Annotated in this window: 19 protein-coding genes; 6 read left to right on the top strand and 13 right to left on the bottom strand. The window is 38.4% G+C overall.

The window, feature by feature from the left end:
* Window positions 1-256 precede the first annotated feature (256 nt).
* Entirely contained in the window at window positions 257-1,180 is a 924-nt protein-coding gene (locus KKC46_15600; protein ID MBU1055227.1) for a PDZ domain-containing protein, read from the top strand.
* Between the two features lie 101 nt (window positions 1,181-1,281).
* Here KKC46_15600 and typA read toward each other — a convergent pair whose 3' ends face one another.
* The 9 genes from typA to KKC46_15555 all read right to left on the bottom strand — a co-directional run bounded on the left by typA (window position 1,282) and on the right by KKC46_15555 (window position 13,372).
* Window positions 1,282-3,123, bottom strand: coding sequence for a translational GTPase TypA (gene typA, locus KKC46_15595; protein ID MBU1055226.1), 1,842 nt, complete (start codon window positions 3,121-3,123; stop codon window positions 1,282-1,284).
* An 11-nt stretch (window positions 3,124-3,134) separates the two neighbouring features.
* Window positions 3,135-5,543 carry a PBP1A family penicillin-binding protein gene (locus tag KKC46_15590; GenBank protein ID MBU1055225.1) on the bottom strand — a complete coding sequence of 803 codons (2,409 nt, stop codon included), beginning with the start codon at window positions 5,541-5,543 and terminating at the stop codon, window positions 3,135-3,137.
* Between the two features lie 24 nt (window positions 5,544-5,567).
* The gene (locus tag KKC46_15585) at window positions 5,568-6,281 is read right to left on the bottom strand and encodes a cytoplasmic protein (protein MBU1055224.1); all 714 of its coding nucleotides are present in this window, start codon (window positions 6,279-6,281) and stop codon (window positions 5,568-5,570) included.
* Window positions 6,282-6,341: 60 nt separating this feature from the next.
* Window positions 6,342-8,435 carry an elongation factor G gene (gene fusA, locus KKC46_15580; protein MBU1055223.1) on the bottom strand — a complete coding sequence of 698 codons (2,094 nt, stop codon included), beginning with the start codon at window positions 8,433-8,435 and terminating at the stop codon, window positions 6,342-6,344.
* A gap of 17 nt (window positions 8,436-8,452) precedes the next feature.
* Window positions 8,453-9,382: a universal stress protein gene (locus KKC46_15575; protein ID MBU1055222.1), complete on the bottom strand. Its 930-nt coding sequence runs from the start codon at window positions 9,380-9,382 to the stop codon at window positions 8,453-8,455.
* 159 nt (window positions 9,383-9,541) lie between these two features.
* Window positions 9,542-10,561 (bottom strand): GTP 3',8-cyclase MoaA, encoded by a 1,020-nt coding sequence (moaA, locus tag KKC46_15570; GenBank protein MBU1055221.1) that lies wholly within the window; start codon window positions 10,559-10,561, stop codon window positions 9,542-9,544.
* 113 nt (window positions 10,562-10,674) lie between these two features.
* Window positions 10,675-12,207 carry a uroporphyrinogen-III C-methyltransferase gene (gene cobA, locus KKC46_15565; protein MBU1055220.1) on the bottom strand — a complete coding sequence of 511 codons (1,533 nt, stop codon included), beginning with the start codon at window positions 12,205-12,207 and terminating at the stop codon, window positions 10,675-10,677.
* Between the two features lie 8 nt (window positions 12,208-12,215).
* A complete protein-coding gene (hemC, locus tag KKC46_15560) occupies window positions 12,216-13,250 on the bottom strand; it encodes a hydroxymethylbilane synthase (protein ID MBU1055219.1) in 1,035 nt (344 codons plus the stop codon).
* Window positions 13,142-13,372, bottom strand: coding sequence for a zinc ribbon domain-containing protein (locus tag KKC46_15555; GenBank protein MBU1055218.1), 231 nt, complete (start codon window positions 13,370-13,372; stop codon window positions 13,142-13,144). The genes hemC and KKC46_15555 overlap by 109 nt, the downstream gene beginning before the upstream one ends.
* Window positions 13,373-13,683: 311 nt before the next feature.
* Here KKC46_15555 and KKC46_15550 point away from each other — a divergent pair, with 311 nt between their 5' ends.
* The 5 genes from KKC46_15550 (at window position 13,684) to KKC46_15530 (ending at window position 17,801) form a co-directional block, all read left to right on the top strand.
* Window positions 13,684-14,628 (top strand): radical SAM protein, encoded by a 945-nt coding sequence (locus KKC46_15550; protein MBU1055217.1) that lies wholly within the window; start codon window positions 13,684-13,686, stop codon window positions 14,626-14,628.
* Between the two features lie 97 nt (window positions 14,629-14,725).
* A complete protein-coding gene (locus tag KKC46_15545) occupies window positions 14,726-15,937 on the top strand; it encodes a type II secretion system F family protein (protein ID MBU1055216.1) in 1,212 nt (403 codons plus the stop codon).
* A 9-nt stretch (window positions 15,938-15,946) separates the two neighbouring features.
* A complete protein-coding gene (locus tag KKC46_15540; GenBank protein MBU1055215.1) occupies window positions 15,947-16,870 on the top strand; it encodes a dihydroorotate dehydrogenase in 924 nt (307 codons plus the stop codon).
* Between the two features lie 15 nt (window positions 16,871-16,885).
* Window positions 16,886-17,371: a hypothetical protein gene (locus KKC46_15535; protein ID MBU1055214.1), complete on the top strand. Its 486-nt coding sequence runs from the start codon at window positions 16,886-16,888 to the stop codon at window positions 17,369-17,371.
* A 157-nt stretch (window positions 17,372-17,528) separates the two neighbouring features.
* Window positions 17,529-17,801, top strand: coding sequence for an HU family DNA-binding protein (locus KKC46_15530; protein MBU1055213.1), 273 nt, complete (start codon window positions 17,529-17,531; stop codon window positions 17,799-17,801).
* Window positions 17,802-17,842: 41 nt separating this feature from the next.
* Here KKC46_15530 and KKC46_15525 read toward each other — a convergent pair whose 3' ends face one another.
* The 4 genes from KKC46_15525 to ilvN all read right to left on the bottom strand — a co-directional run bounded on the left by KKC46_15525 (window position 17,843) and on the right by ilvN (window position 22,811).
* On the bottom strand, window positions 17,843-19,390 hold the full coding sequence (locus KKC46_15525; GenBank protein ID MBU1055212.1) for a 2-isopropylmalate synthase: 1,548 nt from the start codon (window positions 19,388-19,390) through the stop codon (window positions 17,843-17,845).
* A 199-nt stretch (window positions 19,391-19,589) separates the two neighbouring features.
* Window positions 19,590-21,176: a citramalate synthase gene (gene cimA / locus KKC46_15520; GenBank protein ID MBU1055211.1), complete on the bottom strand. Its 1,587-nt coding sequence runs from the start codon at window positions 21,174-21,176 to the stop codon at window positions 19,590-19,592.
* A gap of 66 nt (window positions 21,177-21,242) precedes the next feature.
* Window positions 21,243-22,292: a ketol-acid reductoisomerase gene (ilvC, locus tag KKC46_15515; protein ID MBU1055210.1), complete on the bottom strand. Its 1,050-nt coding sequence runs from the start codon at window positions 22,290-22,292 to the stop codon at window positions 21,243-21,245.
* A 39-nt stretch (window positions 22,293-22,331) separates the two neighbouring features.
* Window positions 22,332-22,811 (bottom strand): acetolactate synthase small subunit, encoded by a 480-nt coding sequence (gene ilvN / locus KKC46_15510; protein MBU1055209.1) that lies wholly within the window; start codon window positions 22,809-22,811, stop codon window positions 22,332-22,334.
* Window positions 22,812-22,814 lie beyond the last annotated feature (3 nt).

Raw genomic sequence — 22,814 nt, 5'->3', positions numbered from 1 at the left:
TTTTGTTAATTATCAATATGTTATAGTTTTTTGTGAAAATACCCGGATTTTAAATATTCCATTACTGATTGCGAAAAATAAATTCAAGATTTGTTCTGGGTGGTAATATTATGCATCTTCTTAACTTCACCGAGAATTGCTAAAGGGTATATTATTTATTCTCAGTGTGGAAGAAGAATTGGTTCGATTTGAGATTGGCTATGATCTTGAATGGATCTTTCCGGATAGCTTTGCAGGTTATATAGAAAGAGAACAAATGGCACCCTTTTTTAAAGCAGGCCGGGTTCAGGATGGAATTGCAGCAACGCTGGAAATGATCATTGCCAGGACAAATGAAAAAATCGATGAACAGGCATATGATCCTAATGTGAATAAAAATAATTTACCTACCAATTACTATTCCGGCGGTGGGGGAGCCAACCAAAAAGTTCAGATAAAAGAAATTACGATCCCCGACAAAGCCAATTACCCTGACGATATTAAATCTCTTTTTATTCCTCAGACAACACCCGAAGAAGCTTATTTGTTAGATATTGAAAAATGCAAACGGCACATCAGAGGATATGACTTTGATTTGTACACTGATGAAACTCGTGCAATAAGCAAAAAGTGGATGTTCACAAATGCACAGATGGACAATGAAGTAAGAGATACCCAGGGCAAGACATTTAAGGTTTTCACCAGGGGTGAATTAGCCATTATTGTTTTTGAACCAAAACACAAAAATTGTCCTCCTATTTATCTGGAAAGAAATAATAATGGATGGCAATTGGATATTGCAACTATGTCCAAGACAATCCATTTTGACATGCGAAACCGCGCACATATGGGAAAAAGCAAATATCTGCCACTTTTTAAGGAAAATGGATATACCTTTGGTGTAAATGGTTTTTTGTATTACAAGCAGCAGGCGCCGGCTTACCTTGGTATAAATTCGTGGTCCGGTTCGACAAAGACAGCGACAATAAATTCCCTTGTAGATGATGGCCCTGGCGATAAAGCCGGCTTAAAACCCGGTGATACTATTATCAAGGTAGGCGATACTGATATTATAAGCACTCGCGGGATTGTAAAAGCTGAAAACAAATATAAGATTGGCGATACGGTAGTCGTAAAAGTAAAACGTGGGGCCTGGACAAAAAAAATTAATGTCGTACTTGAAGCTTATGATCCATATTGAAAAACTCTTATGTAGTTTGACTGCCAGTTAGCCATAATACTTTTGAATGACAAATCCCCCTGAAGCAATAAAACACAATTACTTCAGGGGAGTTAATAAAATTATTGCCCGGCCTTAAGCTTTGCCGATCTCATAGAATGTCTTTTATGGGCGGAAAGCACTGCTTTTCTGATGCGGATTGAGATAGGGGTTACTTCCACCATTTCATCTTCGCGTATGAAATTTATTGCACCTTCAAGTGTCAGTGGTTTAACCGGAGCAAGAAGAATATGATCATCTTTTCCGGAAGCTCTCATGTTTGTTAATTTTTTCTCCTTGCATGCATTTACGTTGATATCGCCTTCCTTGTTATGCTCTCCCACAACCATTCCTTCGTATACCGGAGTAACTGGAACAATCAAAAGCCTGCCTCTTGGCTCAAGGTTAAACAGGGCGTATGCAACCGAATTGCCGGATCTGTCTGAAACTATAGAACCTGTGAATCTTACCGGAAAGTCACCTCTGTATTTTTCATAACCGGAAAAATATGAATTCATAATACCGGTTCCCTTCGTATCCGTTAAAAACTCATCCCTGTAACCGATAAGTGCTCTTGACGGAATGGAAAATTCGATTCTGACTCTTCCTCTTTCATTGTTTACAAGATTTAACATCCTTCCTTTTTTCGAAGAAAGCTTCTCGGAAACAATCCCAAGAAAATTTTCATTGCAATCGATAAAAAGATGCTCGATTGGTTCGAGTTTTTCACCGTCTTTGTATTTTAGAATTACTTCGGGACGGCCTACACACAACTCAAATCCCTCCCTGCGCATAGTTTCTATAAGTATGGCCAGTTGGAATTCCCCTCTTCCCTTTACAATAAAAGAATCCATCTCCTGCTCATCGCTTATCTGGATTGCAACATTTCTTAATGTCTCTTTGTAAAGCCGTTCGCGTATTTTACTGGATTGAACATATTTTCCTTCTTTTCCTGAAAAAGGCGAATTATTTATGGTAAATTTCATAGAAACAGTCGGCTCATCAACAGTAATTCTTTTTAAAGCTTTAGGGAAATTACTGGTGCAGATAGTATCTCCGATTTTAACATCTTCAATTCCTGAAAGTACTACTATATCACCCGGTTCGGCATTTTTGATTTCAATAATTTTCAAACCGGTATAAGTTTGCAGCTTGGAAACCTTAAGCGGAATGTAAGCGTTTTCGCTGTTAATGCATATAAGATTATCATGCTGCCCCATTTTTCCGTTAAATACTTTTCCTATTGCAAGCCTTCCAAGGTAGTCGGAATATCCAAGGTCCGAAACAAGCATTTGAAAAGGTTCTTCGGGATCATAAGATGGAGGAGGAATTTCTTTTAAAATGGTATCAATCAATAAATGAAGGTTTTCTCCTTTTTCATTCAGACTCTTTTGTGCTATTCCATCACGACCGATTGCATAAATAAGCGGAAAATCAAGCTGCTCATCATTTGCTCCAAGGTCTATGAGAAGATCGTATATCTCGTCTAACACCTCACCCGGCCTGGCATCTTTACGATCTATTTTGTTTATCACAACTATAATCTTCAAACCTGCGGCAAGCGCTTTTTTAAGCACAAAACGTGTCTGTGGAAGAGGCCCCTCGGATGCATCAACAAGTAAAATAGCACCATCAGACATTGAAATAGCTCTTTCAACTTCTCCGCCGAAATCCGCATGTCCCGGAGTGTCAATTATATTTATTTTAACATCCTTCCAGACCACGGAACAATTCTTGGCTGCAATAGTAATACCTCGTTCACGTTCCAGATCCATGGAATCCATTATTCTTTCATCGACCCGCTGGCCTGTTCTGAATAAACCACTTTGTTTAAACATTCCGTCAACAAGGGTTGTTTTACCATGATCAACATGGGCAATAATTGCAATATTTCTTATTTTTTCATTCTTAATTAATTCTGTCATATCATCTTTCTTTAAAAACCTGATTTAAAAAAGTCTTCCGTATCCGTAATATCACCCGGCTTAGGAGTAAATTCTGCTGGAGCTGTCCCTTCCTTAAAGCATTCAAGAATTGTTTTTTTGGATTCCGGTATCGCCAAAAGACCGGTTTCGGTATCAATTTCCGCAAATTCAATACCTTCTTCTGTTTCCGGAAAATCTACCACAGGTTTATCCGCAAGAATTTGCTGCATAAAATCAAGCCAGATCGGACCCGCAGCTCTGGAACCTGTTTCGGATTTGCCTAAAGTGGCCAATTCATCAGAGCCAACCCACACACCTGTAATATACTCCGGAGAGTATCCTATAAACCATGCATCATATAAATCATTTGTCGTACCTGTTTTCCCGACTACCGGCCTTTTAAGTTCAAGCATTCTTCTGCCGGTTCCGTTTTCTACAACACTTCTTAAAAGGCTTGTCATTATAAAGGCAGTATTTTTTTCAATTACCTGGTTTACTGATGGCATTGCTTCTTCAAGAATGTTTCCATCCCGGTCAACAATCTTTTCTATGAATACCGGTTCAATAAGACACCCCTGGTTTGCAAAAACCGAATAAGCCCCAACAAGTTCAATTAATGAAACACCTGAAGAACCTAATGCAAGTGACAGATTTCTGCTCAACGGGGAAGTAATCCCGAGTTTTTTCGCATATTCTATTGCATAATCTACACCAATGGCTCTTAATATCTTAACTGTAACAATGTTGCGTGAATGTGTCAGGGCATCGCGCAAAGATGTTCGTCCGTAGAATGTATCACTATAGTTTTTTGGTTTCCAGACAAAATTGCTTTCACTGTCTTCATAGGTAATGGGAGAATCGATTAACACACTTGCAGGAGTAAAATCATTGTCAATAGCTGCGGCATAAATTATCGGTTTAAAAGCTGAACCCGGTTGCCGTTTTGCCTGAATAGCCCGGTTGAACTGGTTTCTGGCAAAAGCATAACCTCCAACCATTGCTTTTACATGACCGTTTTTTGCTTCTACACAAAGCAGGGCCGATTCATTCTCCGGTTCCTGTTCAAGTGACACAGACCATAATTCTTTATCTAGTTTATCCTTTATTTGGTTTTTAATCTTAACAAGTATTAAATCATCGGGGTGAAAAATTATTTTTAAAGTTCCCGCAGGTGAATAACCTGGCGAATCGGCATATTGCTTCAAAGCCCAATTCATGTCTTCGAGTTGTATTATACCATAATTATCTCCGATATTTACAATGATATTATCATCATTTACAGATGTTACTATTGCTTTTACAGTCATTTCTTCTTTTAAAGGAGTTTCTGCCAGCATATTCTTTGTTTTATCAGAAACAATCTTTATTTCATCCGGATCAAGGTGTTTTATCGGACCTCTGTATTCATGCCTTTTGTCAAGAGCTTTCAATCCTTTTCTTATTGCTTCCTGAGCCGCTATCTGCATATCATAATTACAAGTGGTATATATCTTAAGCCCCTTCTCATAGAATACTTCCTGTCCGTATTTTTGCTGAACATACTGTCTGACATATTCGGAAAAATAGGGCGCGCTTTCAGCAAATAAGTTTTGTTTCTGCTTAAGCTCTATTTTTGTGTCAATAGCTTGCTTATACTGAGCTTCAAGTATATAACCTTCTTCCAGCATACGGTCTAAAACATATATCTGACGTTGCCTTGATTTCTCCCAGTTTCTGTAAGGCGAATATCTGCTTGGAGCCTGAGGAAGACCTGCAAGCAGAGCACACTCAGCCAAATCCAAATCAATTGCTGATTTACCAAAATATTTCTCTGACGCAGCTTCAACTCCATAGGCCCCATGACCAAAATAAATTTGATTTAAATACAGAAATAAAATTTCTTCCTTGGAGAAAGTTTTGTCTATTTTGTATGCAAGTATTGCTTCGGTTATTTTTCTTCTGTAACTTTTTTCAGGTGTCAGTAAAAATGATTTGGTAACCTGCTGAGTAATAGTGCTTCCACCCTGAACAATTGTTCCTGCTTTGATATTCTTCAAAAAAGCTCTTACAATACTTTGAAAATCTATCCCCTTGTGTTTATAAAATCTCGAATCCTCAGCAGCAATGAAGGCATCCTTTAACATGGGAGGAATCTTTTCCATAGGAAGTATTATTCTGTATTCCTTATAGAATTGAGCTATTTCCTGATTATTGTCAGAGTACACCGTTGTAATAGTGGGCGGACTATAATCGTTAAGTGCGGATATTTTAGGAATTTCCTGTGTAATATGCAAATAAAAGCTTATCAATATAATCAAAACGACAGAAACAGATATAAGAGATGTCCATAATCCCCATCTTAATACTTTCCTTGCTGTTGTTTCAACTTTTTGGTTTGAGCGTTCTTTAATGATTTTTGCAACTTTTTTACTTCTTCGCATATTGAACATTTCCTGATTGTTGCATCATCTTATGTGCTGTATCCAGTTGTTTTCTTTAATAAGCATAGTTGTCGGATCGATAAAAAGTTCGGATTCATCCGAATCAGGTTTTCCTCCTTTAAGAGCCTTAAGTTGAATATCTTTTCCTTCAGGCTGAATTAGTATTGTTTTTTCAAAAAGATACTCAATATCATTAAAATGTGCCGGAATTCCATGGGGTTTATCATCTCTGCTGATGCGAACCGTAAACCAGAGCTTAAGAGAGTGTTGTTGAGCAAAGCGTTGAAGCTCTATAAGAGATTCTTTCTGCGAAACATCAAAGGGAAGACCATCAATTAGAATAACACGCGGACGGAAAATATTTTGTTCCATAAGGTCGGTAAGCCTTTCTTCCAGTTTTGGAACACTAAAGCCCTCCACTTCAAATGTCATTATAAATCTGTGCGGCAGCAGGTTTTCAAATATCTGTTCCTGGTCGGCAATGCTGTGCTGAAATGCAATGTTGCGGTACACTTCCTTATACCACAGGCCGACTTTTTTTACCGGATCATTCAAGCTTATGTGTAGTACATTTCTCTCATTAAGCAGATTATATATTGCCAGTTGAATAAGAAGAGCCGTTTTACCTACACCCGCATATGCCAGGATAGCGCCAAAACCGCCATCCTGAATTATTTCCGTTTCGTTTTCTACCAGTCTTCCCAATGGATGGGTAAGATTAAAACTATTTTTTACCATTTCATATACTCCTTAAGCTTATATGCAAATAGGTTTGTTTTACAGGCAAACTGTAATAATTTATACCGTTTTTTGTAAATTCTTTTTTTCTTCCGCTGCTTTTTTTACTAAGTCTTCGGCAACTGATTGAGGCGCCTGCTTATAGGTTGCAAACTCCATTGTAAACTGAGCTTTGCCCTGAGTCGTTGACCTTAGCACCGTTGAATACCCAAACATTTCAGCAAGAGGAACCTGCGCTTCAACAACACATGAAGTTACTTCATCCTGAGTGCCGAAAATTATTCCACGACGCTGGTTCAATGATCCTAAAACAGCACCCTGAAATTCGGTTGGGGTTTCGACAACTACTTTCATTATCGGTTCGATAATCACAGACTTTGCTTTCGAATAACCTTCAAGAAAAGCACCACGGGCAGCTGACTGAAAAGCCATCTCAGAAGAATCGACTGCGTGCGAGGCACCGTCATTTATAACAATTTTTACCCCTGTAACAGGATATTCAAGTTTCGGGCCTTTTAGCAGGCAATTCTTAAAACCTTTTTCACATGCAGCAATATACTGAGTCGGAATAGCTCCGCCTTTAATCTGATTATCAAAGACAAATTCTTCATCAGCAGGCTCCATATAACCTGCCACACGTCCGTATTGCCCAGCACCTCCTGTTTGCTTTTTATGTGTATAATTGAATTCAGCTTTTCTTGTAATTGTTTCTCTGTATGCCACTTTAGGTACACCCGATATAACATGGGCATTATATTCTCTCCGCATCCTTTCCAGATAAACTTCAAGATGAAGCTCCCCCATTCCTGAAATTATCGTATCTCCTGTTTCATCACTGGTAAAAGTTTTAAAAGTAGGATCTTCTTTTGAAAACCTGTTTAATGCCTTGGACATATTTACTTCAGATTTATTATCCTTAGGTTTAATTGCAAGAGAGATAACAGGCTCCGGGACATACATTGATGTCATTGTATAACTAAGACCTTGTGATACGAAGGTATCTCCGGAGGCACAGTCAACACCGAACAAAGCGCCAATATAACCTGCCGGTATGGATTCTATCTCTTCCATCTGGCTGGCATGCATGCGGACAACTCTTCCGACTTTTACCTTTTTGCCGGTACGCACATTGTAAATATTATCACCTTTAGCAAGCAAGCCCTGATACACCCTGACATATGTCAGCTGGCCGTATTGTCCTTCTTCCAGTTTAAATGCTAGTGCTACAAGAGGTTTACTAATATCTGCCTTCAAAATGACAGGTTCTTCATTATTATCCATATCTAAAGCTATATTTTCAGTATCAAATGGGCACGGAAGAAATTTAATGACAGCATCAAGCAGAGGTTGAATACCTTTGTTTTTATAGGCGGACCCCAGCAAAACAGGTGTCAGTTTTCTTGACAAGGCCCCCTCCCGAAGTGCAGTAACTATCATTGCTTCACTTATCTCTTTTTCTTCAAGAATTGCATCTGTAAGCTCATCTGAAAAACTTGAAGCAGCATCGATTAGTTCTTCTCTCTTTTTATTCGCTTGATCCAAAAGATTGGCCGGAATATCATCTATGCGAATTACTTCCCCGTTATTTCCATCAAAATATATCGACTTCATTGACAGCAAATCAACAACACCGCTAAAATCTGCTTCAAGACCTATGGGCATTTGAATGGCAACTGCATTATGCCCCAGTTTTTCTCTAAGCTGTTTTACTACTTTATCAGGATTGGCGCCGCTTCTGTCACATTTATTTATGAAAGCAAGGCAGGGTACTTTATAACGTTTCATCTGCTGATCAACTGTAATTGACTGCGATTGAACGCCCCCAACAGAACAAAGGACAAGCACAGCTCCATCCAATACTCTTAAAGATCGTTCAACTTCTATTGTAAAGTCAACATGTCCCGGAGTATCTATAATGTTGATTTCATGACCGAGCCATTCACAGAAGGTAGCAGCGGAAGCAATTGTTATGCCCCTTTCCTTTTCAAGCTCCATTGAATCCATGGTAGCTCCCACACCATCTTTTCCTTTTACATCGTGGATTGCATGGATACGCTTTGTATAAAAAAGTATTCTTTCTGTAAGCGTGGTTTTACCGGAGTCTATATGTGCGCTTATTCCGATATTTCGAAATTTAGTGATATCTTGATTCATTCTATATTCCTTATAACTCAGGATACTATCCAAAGAGCGCGATTTGAGATATGATTTATTACATATCTTGATACGCTCCCAATAAAAATGGATTTACTGACACCGCTTCTTCCCACAATAACGGTTCCGTAATTCCCTTTTTCCGATTCATCAATTATGGCCTTGCCTGGATTTGAAAATCTTGACGATGCTTTAAAATGGATTTGATTTTCTTTTAATCCGGCTTTTTCAAACAGGATCTTCGCATTAGAAAAAACCTTTTCAACACTTTGTTTGCTTGACTCCGCAAGGATTTTATCAAGATCTTTTTTGTCTTTATCGCTATTTTTTGCCCCCATTAATTTAATTTTAGGAATAACATTAAACAGAGTGATATCTGCGGTTTTACTTTCTCCAATCATAAAACAAACATGATCAATAGCTCTCATTGAGCTTGCAGACCCATCTACTGTAACCATGATTTTTGAAGAATTAACAGTTCCATCTATTAACCAAAGCGGGATAGCCGTACTATGTTCTAAAATATTAGATGTAACACTGCCCATAAAGGTTTTTTGTAAGCGGGAAATCCCTCTTCTTCCAACAGCAATAGCATCATAAGGCAATTTTTGTCCAAAGTCTAAAATGTCCTTTGCCACAAATAACAATTTTGGCTTTGTGGCTATCTCTATTTTTTTTGCATCTATACCCATATTAATCATAAGTTCCTTGTACTTGCCAAGAAGATCATGCGAAGCTTTTTCATTTCTTTTTAAAATTTTAGACAGCTCACTTTGTACTTTCATGTTTTTTTTTGCTTCATCAACAAGAAATTGCGATACAGTGCATTGAACATTAAAAATAGTATACGAAATATCTTGTACCACATCGGAAATCCTAACCGCATACTTTACAGAATTTTTGGAATAAATGGAATCATCCACTGCTATAACAATTTTTTTCTGCATAATGCCTCTCTTTTTTAGTATCTTTTCTGTTGTATATTATTATTACTGTTAGGTAACAAGTAATAAAAATAACAGATATTAACTTATTAGTACAGATTATTTCCAAATAATAAGCAAGAGGTATAATATGTGTAGTCCGTCATAGGAGGATAATAATTGTCAGCCACCGATATTAGACATATGACCTGAAATAACACTTGCGAATTTTGAGGCAAGGGGATGTTCAAAAGGCTTATCATAAATCGCCCCAAGAATAATACCAGCCAGCTCATTGTCAGAACAGCCGTTTCTAAGCGGAGTTTTAAGATCTGTTTCAACATCCGATAGCAGGCAGGTTTTAAGTTTACCACTTGCCGTCAACCTGAGCCTGTTACAACTATCGCAAAAATGTTCGCTTATAGGTCTTATGAATCCTATTTCTCCTTTAGCATTTTCAAATTTAAAACGTTGCGCTGGGCCGTCAAACTGGTTTCTTTCAACAGGATTAAGGCGGCCGATGGAACTTATGATACTTTTTATTTCAGGAGCAAAAAGCTGTCTGGAGGTCAGCTGTGATGTACCTATAGGCATATATTCTATAAATCTGATATGAAAGGGATAAGTAAAAGTCAGCTTAGCAAAATCTACCAGCTCATCGTCATTTATTCCACTTAAAACAACCACGTTAAGTTTTATCGGATAAAAGCCCATAGCATGCGCTGTCATTATGCTTTCCCATACCCCATCGAAAGCATCAATACCGGTTATACTTTTGAATTTATATTTCTTTAAGGTATCCATGCTGATATTAAGCCGCTTAATACCGGCAGCTTTAATTTTTTCGATTTTTTCTTTTAATAAAATACCATTAGTTGTAATTGAAAGATCAGAAACTCCATCTAAACAGCCTATTTTCATTAAGAAATCACAAACCCCTTTTCTCACTAGCGGCTCGCCACCGGTTACACGTATTTTTGAAATCCCAAGTTTAACAAATATTTTTGCTATCTTCAGCATTTCCTCATAACTTAAAATTTCACTACATAGAAGTTTCTGAATCCTTTCATTGGGCATGCAATATATGCATTGCATATTACAGCGGTCGGTAACAGATATACGAAGATAGTCAAGTCTGCGTTTATATTTATCAACCAGTTTTATTTCAGGAAGTTTTACGGTATTTGCACCACTTGCTGTCATCTATTTGTTTCCATTACATTTTACCATATAAATCACCAATTTTATTTAACATCAATGTATTTTGTTTTGTTGGGTTGAAGATAAATATCATATACGGTATTGTCAATCCTGCTTTACTCGGATTTTGTATAATATTGAATAATAGCCTCATACAATCCGGGTATTGAGTAAGATTCTGCAACAATCTGAACACTGATACCCATATTTTTTGCCGTATCAGCGGTGATCGGACCGATTGCGGCAACCACAACATCCTTCATCAACTCTTGTATATTATCAGCAGGCAAAAGCGCTGCAAAATTTTTTACTGTCGATGAACTGGTAAAAGTCACCATATCGATAGTTCTGTTTGTTAACTCTCTGACAATATCCACCGACTCATCGCATACGGCTCTTGTTTTGTAAGCTGTTATTTCATCTACAAAAGCACCCATTTTTATAAGCTCTTCATAAAGTATGGCTCTTGCCTCTTTGGCCCGTGGAAGCAATACTTTTTTTCCTTTTATTTCTTCATTTTTAAAAGAGTCAACAATTGATTCAGCTATATAATTTTTAGGTACAATATCACTTTTAATTCCATATCCAAGCAGTTTTTTTTCAGTTGCAGGACCTATAACTGCTGTTTTAATGCTGCCTAAAGAACGTACATCACGCCCGCTTGAAAAAAGGCGCTCAAAAAAGAAACTTACTCCATTTACACTTGTAAATACAAGCCAGTCATATTCCGAAAGGTTTTCAAAAGCTTTATCAAGAAGAGTCCAATCATCCGGCGGTTCCACTTTTATGGTAGGAAGCTCAATACAATCCGCTCCGTTTTCGGATAGCAGGCTTAAAAGATCGCTTGCCTGCTCCCTGGCTCTTGTGACAACAATTCGTTTGCCGAGAAGCGGTTTTTTCTCATACCAGCAAAGAGTATCTTTTAATTTAACCACATCACCGACAACTATTATAGCCGGAGGCTTAAACCCAGCGGCTATAACACGTTCAATAATATTGGATAAATTGCCTGAAACACTAGCATGCTTTGGGGTTGTGCCCCACTGAATAAGAGCAATTGAGGTATCGGAAGACATGCCGTTATCTATCAGACTCTTTACTATGTTAGGCAGATTTTTCACTCCCATAAAAAATACAATGGTGCCGATTCCTTTTACAAGAGCTTGCCAGTTAATCCCGGATTTTTCTTTTTCAGGATTTTCATGACCTGTCACAAAAGCAACTGTTGAAGTAAACGATCTATGAGTTAAAGGAATCCCCGCATATGCCGCAGCTGCTATAGCAGAAGTAACTCCGGGAACTATTTCAAACAAGATATTGTTTTCGGCAAGCACTTCGGCCTCTTCGGCACCACGTCCGAATATAAAAGGATCTCCGCCTTTAAGTCTGGTAACAACATTTCCCTCTTTGGCTTTTTGTAAAATAAGAGCATTGATATTTTCCTGAGACATTGAATGGTTGCCACCCTGTTTTCCGGCATATAAAATTTCAGCTTCTTTTTTTGCATATTTTAAAAGGGTAAAAGATGCCAAAAAATCATATATTATAACATCAGCGCGCTTTATACAGTTTTTGCCTTTCACTGTAATAAGACCAGGATCTCCCGGACCCGCACCTACCAAATAAACTTTACCTTTTTTATTTTCCATTTTTCTATTTACATCTCAGTCAAATTTTCAAGCAATCTTTTGGCTCCCATAGAAATAAGCTTGTCTGCAAGAGCAACTCCGATTTTTTCCGATGATTCAAGAGGACCTTTTTGAATATCCGATATAATTGTTTTACCGTCAAGATCGGCAACAAGACCTTTTATAGTAAAAACATTATTTTCAGCTTTTCCATAACCTGCTACAGGGATTTGACAACTGCCCTCAAGCCTTTTCAAAAAAGCCCGCTCACCTGAAACAACAGCATGGGTTAAAAAATGATCCATAGCATTTATATAACGCGATATATCTTGATCTTCTTTTCTTATTTCTATGCATAAAGCCCCCTGCCCTACTGCAGGAAGCATAACATCTTCATTTAAATATTGGGTTATGATACTTTCAAGCCCAAGCCTTTTTACTCCAGCTGCCGCAAGAATTATGGCATCAATTTCACCTTCCTCAAGTTTTCTTATTCTTGTGTCTAAATTTCCTCTTAAAGGAGATATTTCAAAATCCGGCCTTACGCGTTTTATCTGAGCAATACGACGCAGACTACTTGTACCTATCCGCGCGTTTATGGGAAGCTGTGATAATAAAAGACCTTTATGGGAAATAAGAACATCGCAGGAATTTTCACGTTCCGGTATCGCTCCGATACAAAGGCCCTCATACAACTCGGCAGGCATATCTTTCATACTGTGAACAGCAATATCGATGCGTTTATCTACAAGAGCTTCTTCTATTTCTTTCACAAAAAGGCCTTTGCCACCTACTTTTGCAAGCGGAACATCAAGTATCTTGTCACCTTTGGTCTTAATAATTTTAAGCTCAATATCAAGATCGGCAAATTTTTGCACAAGATACGACTTTACCCACTGAGCCTGCCATAGTGCCAGCTTGCTCCCTCTTGTGCCTATAATTATTTTAGGTTTTTTCAATGTCCGCAACTCGAACAGCTTGAAGATGAACAGGACCCGCAGGAAGATGCTGATGCCGATTGTCCGGTGGTTTCCCCACCTGCTCCCTTGCTCACAAAACCACATGCTGACATAAGTTTTTTTACTTTTTTGCTCTCACAGGATGGGCAAAAAGGTTTTTCTTTTCCAAATACCAAAAACTCAAAATCATGATCGCATTTATCACAGTGAAATTCGTATATAGGCATATTTTAGCTCCTTACTATATTTTTAAATCAATACTGCACCGATTTTACCTTATGCAGATTAACTTTTTGTTTAATTTTTTCTTTTACCATTATAGAAAGTTACGGGCAAGCAGTTATTTAGATATCAAAAAGTTCTTTATATTTTGTTCTATCCATCCGATATTTTAATTAAATATATTGCATACTTTAGTTTGATTCAGTAATATTGATTCTGTGAAAATTCATAACCCGTATGAGTTATAATTTAAAACTATTGTCGTTTGCCCCATATTATGGTATAAACCCAAAGATTTGTATAGATTATTTTATATATGAAAAATAAATTAAATTCAGGGTATAGGTATATATTCGGACCGATACCGTCAAGAAGGCTGGGTGTATCCCTTGGAGTGGACCTTTTACCTTCAAAAACCTGTACTCTTGATTGTATATATTGCGAATGCGGCAAAACAAAAAATCTTACTATCAGCCAAAAAGAGTATGTGCCTGTTGAAAACGTCAAATATGAACTTAAGGATTTTTTACAATCTGCTCCTGATATAGATTATATTACATTTGCCGGCTCAGGTGAGCCGACTTTACACAGCGGTCTTGGAGATCTGATCCGATATATAAAATTTAGCTACCCGCGCTACCGGGTAGCTGTGTTGACTAACGGCACTCTTTTTTATGAACCGTCAATTTTAAAGCAGGTCATTGATGCCGATCTTGTCAAAATATCCGTAGATGCCGGAACTTTTGAAAATTTTGTACGAATAAACAGGCCGCATGAAACTCTTGAACTATCTAAGATAACGGACGGGCTGATCAATTTAAGAAAAAACTACGATAAAGAATTGTGGGTGGAAGTATTTATTGTTAAAAATTTAAATGATAACAGGGTAGAACTTAAAAAGATTAAAGAAGTTATTAATCTGATAAAGCCTGACCGCATTCATCTAAACACCCTCGACAGGCCCGGAACAGAAAGCTGGATTGAACCGGCCGAAGAATTTGTTTTAAAAGATATTGCATCTTACCTAAATGATGCAACACTAATCAATAAAGATGAAGTATCAGGACTTATCTTAAGCAATGAAATAGAAAAATTTATAATAGCTACTGTCAAACGGCGCCCTATCACAGCAAAAGATGTTTCTCGCATATTTAATTTAAGTGAGAATGATGCTGCGAGATATCTTAACACTCTGTATGAAAGCAAACGGGTTGACAAAAAGAAAATGCCGCGAGGGGAATTTTATTTTAATAGAAATTGATAATTAACACTTTATGTTTTTTTGTTCCACGATGAATTTTATATAGTTCTGGTTGATTTTTCACAATATGACCAAAATAGCAATGGGAGGGTCAAGTATGCCTGTTTATCAATGGAAAGGACGGAACAAAAGAGGCCAGATCCAAAAAGGAGAGATAGAAGCTTCCAGTATAGATATAGTAAAAAACAGACTTAATGCTCAAAAGCTTACACCCATCAAAATCAAAGAAAAACCTAAAGATATTTTCGAAAATGTTGCTTTTTTACAGCCTAAGGTAAAGGATTCGGATATAATTATTTTCGCCAGGCAATTTTCCACAATGATCGATGCGGGTCTTCCAATTGTCCAATGCCTGGATATTCTTTACTCCCAGCAAGAAAACAAGACCTTCAAACTTATGCTCAAGAAGATAAAAGAATCTGTTGAAGGGGGTCAAACTTTAGCCGATGCTTTGAAAAAATATCCTGATCAGTTTGACGATCTTTTTACAAACATGATTGCAGCAGGAGAAACAGGCGGTGTTCTCGATACTATTTTACAGCGGCTTGCTGCATATATAGAAAAAGCGGCAAAACTTAAAGGACAGGTAAAAGGCGCCATGGTTTATCCGGTAGTAACTCTTATTATCGCCTTTGTAGTGCTTATAGTAATTCTTGTTTTTGTTATTCCGGTATTCCAGCAGATGTTTTCAGATTTTGGAGGGGAACTTCCTATGCCAACCCAGATTGTTGTTGCTATGAGCGAATTTGTTAAACAAAAAATAATTTATCTTATAATAGCAATTATTCTTTTTGTAATAGTTTATAAGAGAATTGCCAAAACAGAAAAAGGCAGGTATGCACTTGATGGTTTTTTCCTTAAAGTTCCAGCATTTGGTATTTTATTGCGTAAAGTTGCCGTAGCTAAATTTACACGAACAATGTCAACCATGCTTTCAAGCGGAGTTTCAATATTAGAAGCTCTTGATATAGTTGCTAAAACATCGGGTAACAAGGTAATTGAAAAAGCCATATATGATGTGCGTTCCGGGATTTCGGAAGGTCGTACCATGTCAGAACCTTTAGTTGAAAGCGGCATTTTCCCTTCTATGGTATGTCAGATGATTGCTGTAGGCGAATCTACCGGAGCCCTTGATGCCATGCTTTCAAAGATTGCCGATTTCTATGATGAAGAAGTTGATCAGGCGGTTGCAAACCTCATGTCTCTTATTGAACCATTTATGCTGGTGTTTTTAGGTGTCACACTCGGAGGTCTTGTTATAGCAATGTATCTTCCGATATTTAAAATGGCCGGCGCAATAGGAGGATAACAGCTTTTCATGAGCAAACCCGATTTAAGTGTTGATATTGGCGGAATGCAACTTAAAAATCCGGTCATGACCGCCTCCGGCACTTTTGGTTATGCACAAGAGTTTAAGTCATTTATTGATTTAAACAGGATAGGAGCAATAATCGTAAAAGGGCTTTCCCTCAATTCTTCAAAAGGAAACAAGCCGCCACGCATTGTTGAAACACCATGCGGGATGTTAAATGCCATAGGCCTTGAAAATATCGGGCTTGACGATTTTATAAAAAATAAACTGCCATTTCTAAAAACTTTATCAACACCTGCTATCGTTAATATTTACGGTACAAGTATAGAGGAATACTCTATGCTTGCTGAAGCGATAGAGGATATTAATGAGATAGCAGGTATAGAAGTAAATATATCCTGTCCCAATGTAAAAAAAGGCGGAATAGCTTTTGGAGTTGATCCAAAGTCAGCATATAAAGTTACAAAAGCGGTTCGTAATAAAACATCCAAACCTCTTATGGTCAAACTTTCCCCAAATGTTACCGACATTACGGAAATAGCTTTAAGCGCAGCCGATGCAGGAGCAAATTCTGTGTCTCTTATTAATACAATTACAGGTATGTCAATAGACATCAAGACAAGACGTTCAAGGCTTGCTAATATAACGGGGGGACTTTCAGGCCCTGCAATCAAGCCGATAGCTCTTCGGATGGTATGGCAGGTAGCTCAAAAAGTGAAAATTCCCGTAGTAGGCGTCGGAGGAATACTTACCGCCGATGATGCTATTGAGTTTATCATAGCAGGTGCAACAGCCGTTCAGATCGGCACGGCAAATTTCATAAACCCAAGAGCAACTATCGAAATAATAAAAGGGATAGAAGATTTTCTTATAGAAAATAGAATTTCAAGTATTACAGAACTTGTAGGTACCTTGGATACGAACTGTTAATATTAAGGAGGAATAATGACTGATAAAAGCAATGTTGAATGCACACTTCACGATGGTTTCTCTTTAAAAGATAAGATCCTCATGCAGACCGGCTGGAATGGGTTCATGATTATAGGAACTTACGGTATCTATAAGCAAGACCCGCTCTGGGCCTTGGCATACATAGCATATGTGATAATAGGATACTCCATGATTGTTATTCCCTATCTATGCGCCCATTGTCCGTATCCCTACAAAATGATGGACTGCCTTTTTATGCCCTCGGGATTTCTACGGAAATTTTATACTTACAGGGGACCTCAACCACCTATGATAGGCAAAATAGCTGCCAATGCCATCATGGTGGGAACAGCTCTAATTCCGAATTTCTGGTTATATACAGATATCCCGCTGCTCATAGTTTTCTGGATCTTCGGGCTACCTACTTTGCTGGCTTTCCCCTTACACTATTGCAAACATTGCCGCCATTCCGGATGTTCCGCAAACAGAGCTAAACCATAGCCATTACCCGCTGATTGCGGCTTAATACATTGCAGCAGATATTAAAAAAGCGCCTGCAATGATAAAAACTAAAATTTGACTCTTATGCTATATTAAGATATTGTGCAAATGCGGCTTTTTTTGGTATAGTTATCCCCCCAAAAAAGGAGAATAGTACATGACAAAAGCAGAATTAGTTGATGCAATAGCTGCCGATACAAAAATCACAAAAACTGCTGCTGTTGCAGCGCTGGATTCATTTATGAAAAATGTCACAAAAGCTTTAAAATCAAAAGACGGCAAAGTTACTCTTGTTGGTTTTGGAACATTCTCTAAAACAAAACGCGCTGCTCGTAAGGGTAGAAATCCCCAAACCGGCGCAGCAATCAAAATCAAAGCATGTAATGTTGTAAAATTCAAAGCCGGTAAAAACCTAAAAAATGCAGTGTAGGACCTGAAACAGTTTTTCACCAAAAAAGCCGCAATTTCCAACTATCCATCTATAGCAGATTCGGAAATCCTTAACGGGTGAGCCTTAAGATATTCTAGCCTGTTCAAACCATTTATATAGGCTTTGGCGCTTGCAGTAATGATATCAGGGTCAGCTCCTCTGCCCATGGCTTCTAAGCCATTTTCTTTCAATCTGACAGTAACTTCACCCTGGGAATCGGTTCCTCCGGAAAGTGAACTGATTGAAAAACGCATTAACTCAGATGTAGTCCCGGTTAACCTGGCAATGGTATTGAAAGCCGCATCGATAGGCCCATTGCCATAACCTGCACCCTGAACCGGCCTTTCGTTTACAATAAGCCGTACGCTGGCCATCGGCATGACAGTAGTTCCGGCTATAACATTTAAGTAGTCAAGAGAGAACACATCTTTAGTCTGTAGCAATCCTTCTGCAACCAACACTTCAATATCTTCATCCATCACATGCTTTTTTCTGTCAGCAAGTTCTTTAAATTTTACAAACAAGGTATCTATTTCTTCCGGTGATAGTATATATCCCATATCATTAAGATGAGCCCGAAGTGCATGGCGGCCTGAATGCTTTCCTAATACCATCTTATTAGTATTTAATCCTATAGTTTCCGGTTTCATAATTTCATACGTCATGGGATTTTTTAATACCCCATCCTGATGAATACCGGATTCATGGGCAAAAGCATTGGCTCCTACAATAGCTTTGTTTGGTTGAACAAGTATACCTGTAATCATACTGACAAGACGGCTGGTCGGATAAAAATATTCCGTCTTAATCCCTGTGGTCATCGGAAAATAATTAGGCCTGGTATTAATTGCCATTACTACTTCTTCCATAGAAGCATTTCCGGCTCTTTCACCTATCCCGTTTATTGTAACTTCAGCCTGCCTTGCCCCTGCTACAATCGCCGCAAGAGTATTTGCCGTGGCAAGACCCAGATCATTATGGCAGTGAATGCTTAAAATAGCTTTATTAATATTTGGCGTATGCGCTATCACATATCTGATCAGTTCGGCAAATTCTTCAGGAATTGCGTATCCAACCGTATCCGGCAAATTAACTGTGCTGGCCCCTGCTTCAATTGCCGCTTCAAATACTTTGCACAAATAATCTCGGTCGCTTCGGGATGCATCTTCTGCTGAAAATTCAATATTATCTGTAAATTTTTTTGCATGTTTTACAGCTTCAACCGATCTTTGGAGTACTTCCTCTCTTGTCATATTAAGCTTGTATTTCAAATGCAGATCAGAAGTCGCAATAACAGTATGAATCCTTGGTTTTGCAGCATTTTTTATTGCTTCCCATGCACGGTCGATATCAGGGATGTTAGCTCTGGCTAAAGCAGCAACCTGTGCAACTTTTATCTTTTCGGATATTGCCGAAACCGCTTCAAAGTCTCCTTCGGAAGTTGCAGGAAAGCCGACTTCGAGTATATCTACTCCAAGCTTTTCAAGCTGTGTTGCAACTCTTAACTTTTCAGCGGTATTCATACTGGCTCCAGGCGATTGCTCGCCGTCTCTTAAAGTGGTATCAAAAATATATATGCGGTCACTCATACTTTCTCCTTTTAAAAAAACAACAAATTATCGAGCCACTTTCAAAACGTTTCAGTTTGGTCAAGCTCAAGGCGGGAGATAATTTCAACCACAGGAATACATTAAGTATTTCGAGGATTGAAATTTGAGCCCAACGCAGAGATCGGCCAAAATGGGGCGTTTTGAAACTGGCTCTATCTTTTACTCAGTAACAAATAATTTACAGCATTTTTGCTAATTTATATTGAAAACTGTCCGCAAGCGCATGCCAGCTTGCTTCTATAATGTCTTCTGAAACGCCTATAGTACTCCAAAGATCATCTTTATCCCGCGATTCTATCAAAACCCTGACTTTAGCAGCAGTGCCTTCGCGGCCATCCATAACTCTTACCTTAAAATCAATAAGACGCATTGAATCAAGATCGGGATAAAATTGTGCAAGAGCCTTACGTAATGCATTATCAAGAGCACTCACCGGGCCATGTCCTTCGGCAGCAGTTATTTCGCTTTTTTCATCAACTTTAATTTTAATTGTCGCATGAGCCGTACATGGCCTGTCTTTATCTTTTTCAACTGTAACACGAAACGACTCAAGCTCAAAAAGCGGCTTGAACTGATCGGTATATTTTTCTATTAATATCCGAAAAGATCCGTCGGCTGTATCGAATTGATAACCTTCCTGTTCAAGACGCTTTATCTCATTTACAATTTTGCGGCTGTCAAATCCTTTATTCCCAAGCTCGATGTCAAGTTCTTTTGCTTTATATTCTATATTACTTTTACCGGACAAATCCGAGATAAGAACACGACGTACATTTCCTACAAGCTCCGGATTCATATGTTCATAGGCTTTAGGCTCTTTCATGATGGCACTGACATGCACGCCGCCTTTATGTGCAAAAGCGCTTTTTCCTACAAAGGGCCTACTTTTCAATGGAATCATATTTGCGGTTTCACTGACAAAATGAGATAATTTAGTCAATTTGGCAAGATTCTCATAGGGAAAACACTGTCTGTTCATTTTATGGCAAAGTATGGGGATAACTGACGTCATATCAGTATTTCCACATCTTTCTCCATATCCGTTTACAGTTCCCTGTACCATTATCGCACCAGCTTTGACGGCTATTATTGAATTTGCCACAGCAAGGCCACAGTCGTTATGAGCATGGATTCCTATTCTGACAGCCTTTTTTCCAGCGTAATGCTTTTCGAGTTTTTTTCTCGCATCATTTGTTATTGTTTCAATATCAAAAGGAAGAGTGCCGCCGTTTGTATCACAAAGCACAATAATATCGGCACCGCTTTGTGCCGCAATGATTAAAGTTTTTAGTGCATATTCATTATTTTCTTTATATCCGTCAAAAAAATGCTCGGCATCGTAAATTACTTCACGATTATTATGCTTCAAATACTCTATAGTATCTTTTATCATTTCAAGATTTTCGTCTAAAGTATTTTCCATAATTTTGAGGATATGGAGCTCCCAGCTTTTACCGAAAACAGTTACAGCCGGCGTATCGCTTTCGATTAGTGCTTTCAAACTGGGATCATCATCCGGAGAAATACCGGATCTTCGTGTTGCGCCAAATGCAGAAAGCCGGCTGTTTTTAAACTGTATCCGTTTAGCAAGATCAAAGAACTGTTTATCTCTTGGATTGGAACCTGGCCACCCACCTTCGATATAGTGTATCCCAAGGTTATCTAGTCTTGTTGCGATATCAAGCTTTTCATCGGCGGTAAAACTGACATTCTCTCCTTGGGTTCCATCTCTTAAGGTTGTGTCATATAAAAGGATCGGTTCCATCATATTCTCCCGGAAATACTGATCTTTAAAAGATGTACAAAATACAAATAATTCTTTAGAAGATACTTATTTCCTGTTTTCAGGCCTAAGCGAGCGGACGGCTGCTCCAGCTTTCCACATTTCGGAATTTTTTATTTCATCCAGCTCTTTTCTTAATTTTACAAGATAATCGGGAGCGCTGTTTACCTCAAGAACTCTTTTTGTTTCTTTCCCTGATTTAACTCTATCGTATAGATCATCAAAAACCGGAACTACTGCATCGCGAAACTTTGGTGCCCAATCAAGAGCACCTCTTTGTGCGGTAGTACTGCAATTTGCAAACATCCAGTCCATTCCGTTTTCAGCTACCAGACGGATAAGGCTCTGAGTCAGTTCTTCAACGGTTTCGTTAAATGCTTCACTGGGAGAATGGCCATGCTTTCTTAACAGGTTATACTGAGCTTCCATAACACCTGCAAGGCAACCCATAAGCACACCTCTTTCACCTGTCAGGTCGCTATATACTTCTTGTTCAAATGTAGTTGGGAACAGATACCCGGACCCTATAGCAATTCCAAGGGCAAGTGTCCTTTCCTTTGCACGTCCGGTATAATCCTGAAAAACAGCATAACTGGAATTGATTCCGCTGCCATCCAAAAAATTTCTTCTCACATTTGTTCCCGAACCTTTCGGTGCAACAAGAATAACATCAATATTATTCGGCGGAATAATTCCTGTCTGATCTTTATATACAATGGCAAACCCATGCGAAAAATAAAGGGCGTCACCTTCCGAAAGGCACTTTTTTACAGTCGGCCAGGTAGCAACCTGTCCAGCATCGGAGAGGAGTTCTTTAATTATCGTTCCTCTTTTTGCTGCTTCTTCTATCGGAAAAAGCGTCTTGCCCGGAACAAAGCCATCAGCAATTGCTTTTTCCCAGTAAGCATCACCCTCCATCTGACCGATAATTGTCGAAAATCCGTTGTCTCTTAAATTAAGGGCCTGTGCCGGTCCCTGAACACCATAGCCAAGAATTGCTATAGTTTCATCTTTGAGCACTTCTCTTGCTTTATCAATAGTAAATTCTTCCGATGTTATAACTTCTTCTACTACTCCACCAAAATCAATTTTTGCCATGATTTTCTCCTTGTTAAATATATATTTATTGTCTCTAATTTATCTGAACAGGGCCAATGTCCCTGTCTTTGCCAGTTTTTTAATCCCCATGGGTCTTAGAAGATTTATTATAGCATTAAGTTTCTCTTCATTGCCTGTAACTTCTATAATAAAATGCTCAGGGCCGACATCTATGACCTTTCCTCTGAATATATCAACTATTCTTAAAACTTCGGACCGCTGGCCGTTTTTGGCTATAACATATATAAGGGCCATCTCTCTTTGAACAGACCGTGGCCCCGACACAGTGCGAAGTTTTATTACGTTTATCAGCTTGTTAAGCTGTTTTTCTATTTGTTCCATTTCCGCAAGGGATGATTTTGTTACAATGGTAATTCTGGAAACAAGTGGTTCCATAGTCTCTGCAACACATAAGCTGTCAATATTGAAACCTCTTCCACTAAATAATCCTACCACTCTGGAAAGAACCCCCGGCTTGTTATCAACAAGCATTGTCAGTACATGTTTTTCTTCTGCCATAAT

This window comes from Pseudomonadota bacterium (assembly GCA_018817425.1).
Taxonomy (GTDB): domain Bacteria; phylum Desulfobacterota; class Desulfobacteria; order Desulfobacterales; family RPRI01; genus RPRI01.
Note: the sequence above shows the minus strand (reverse complement) of the source record. Positions and strands in the feature narration are given on the sequence as shown.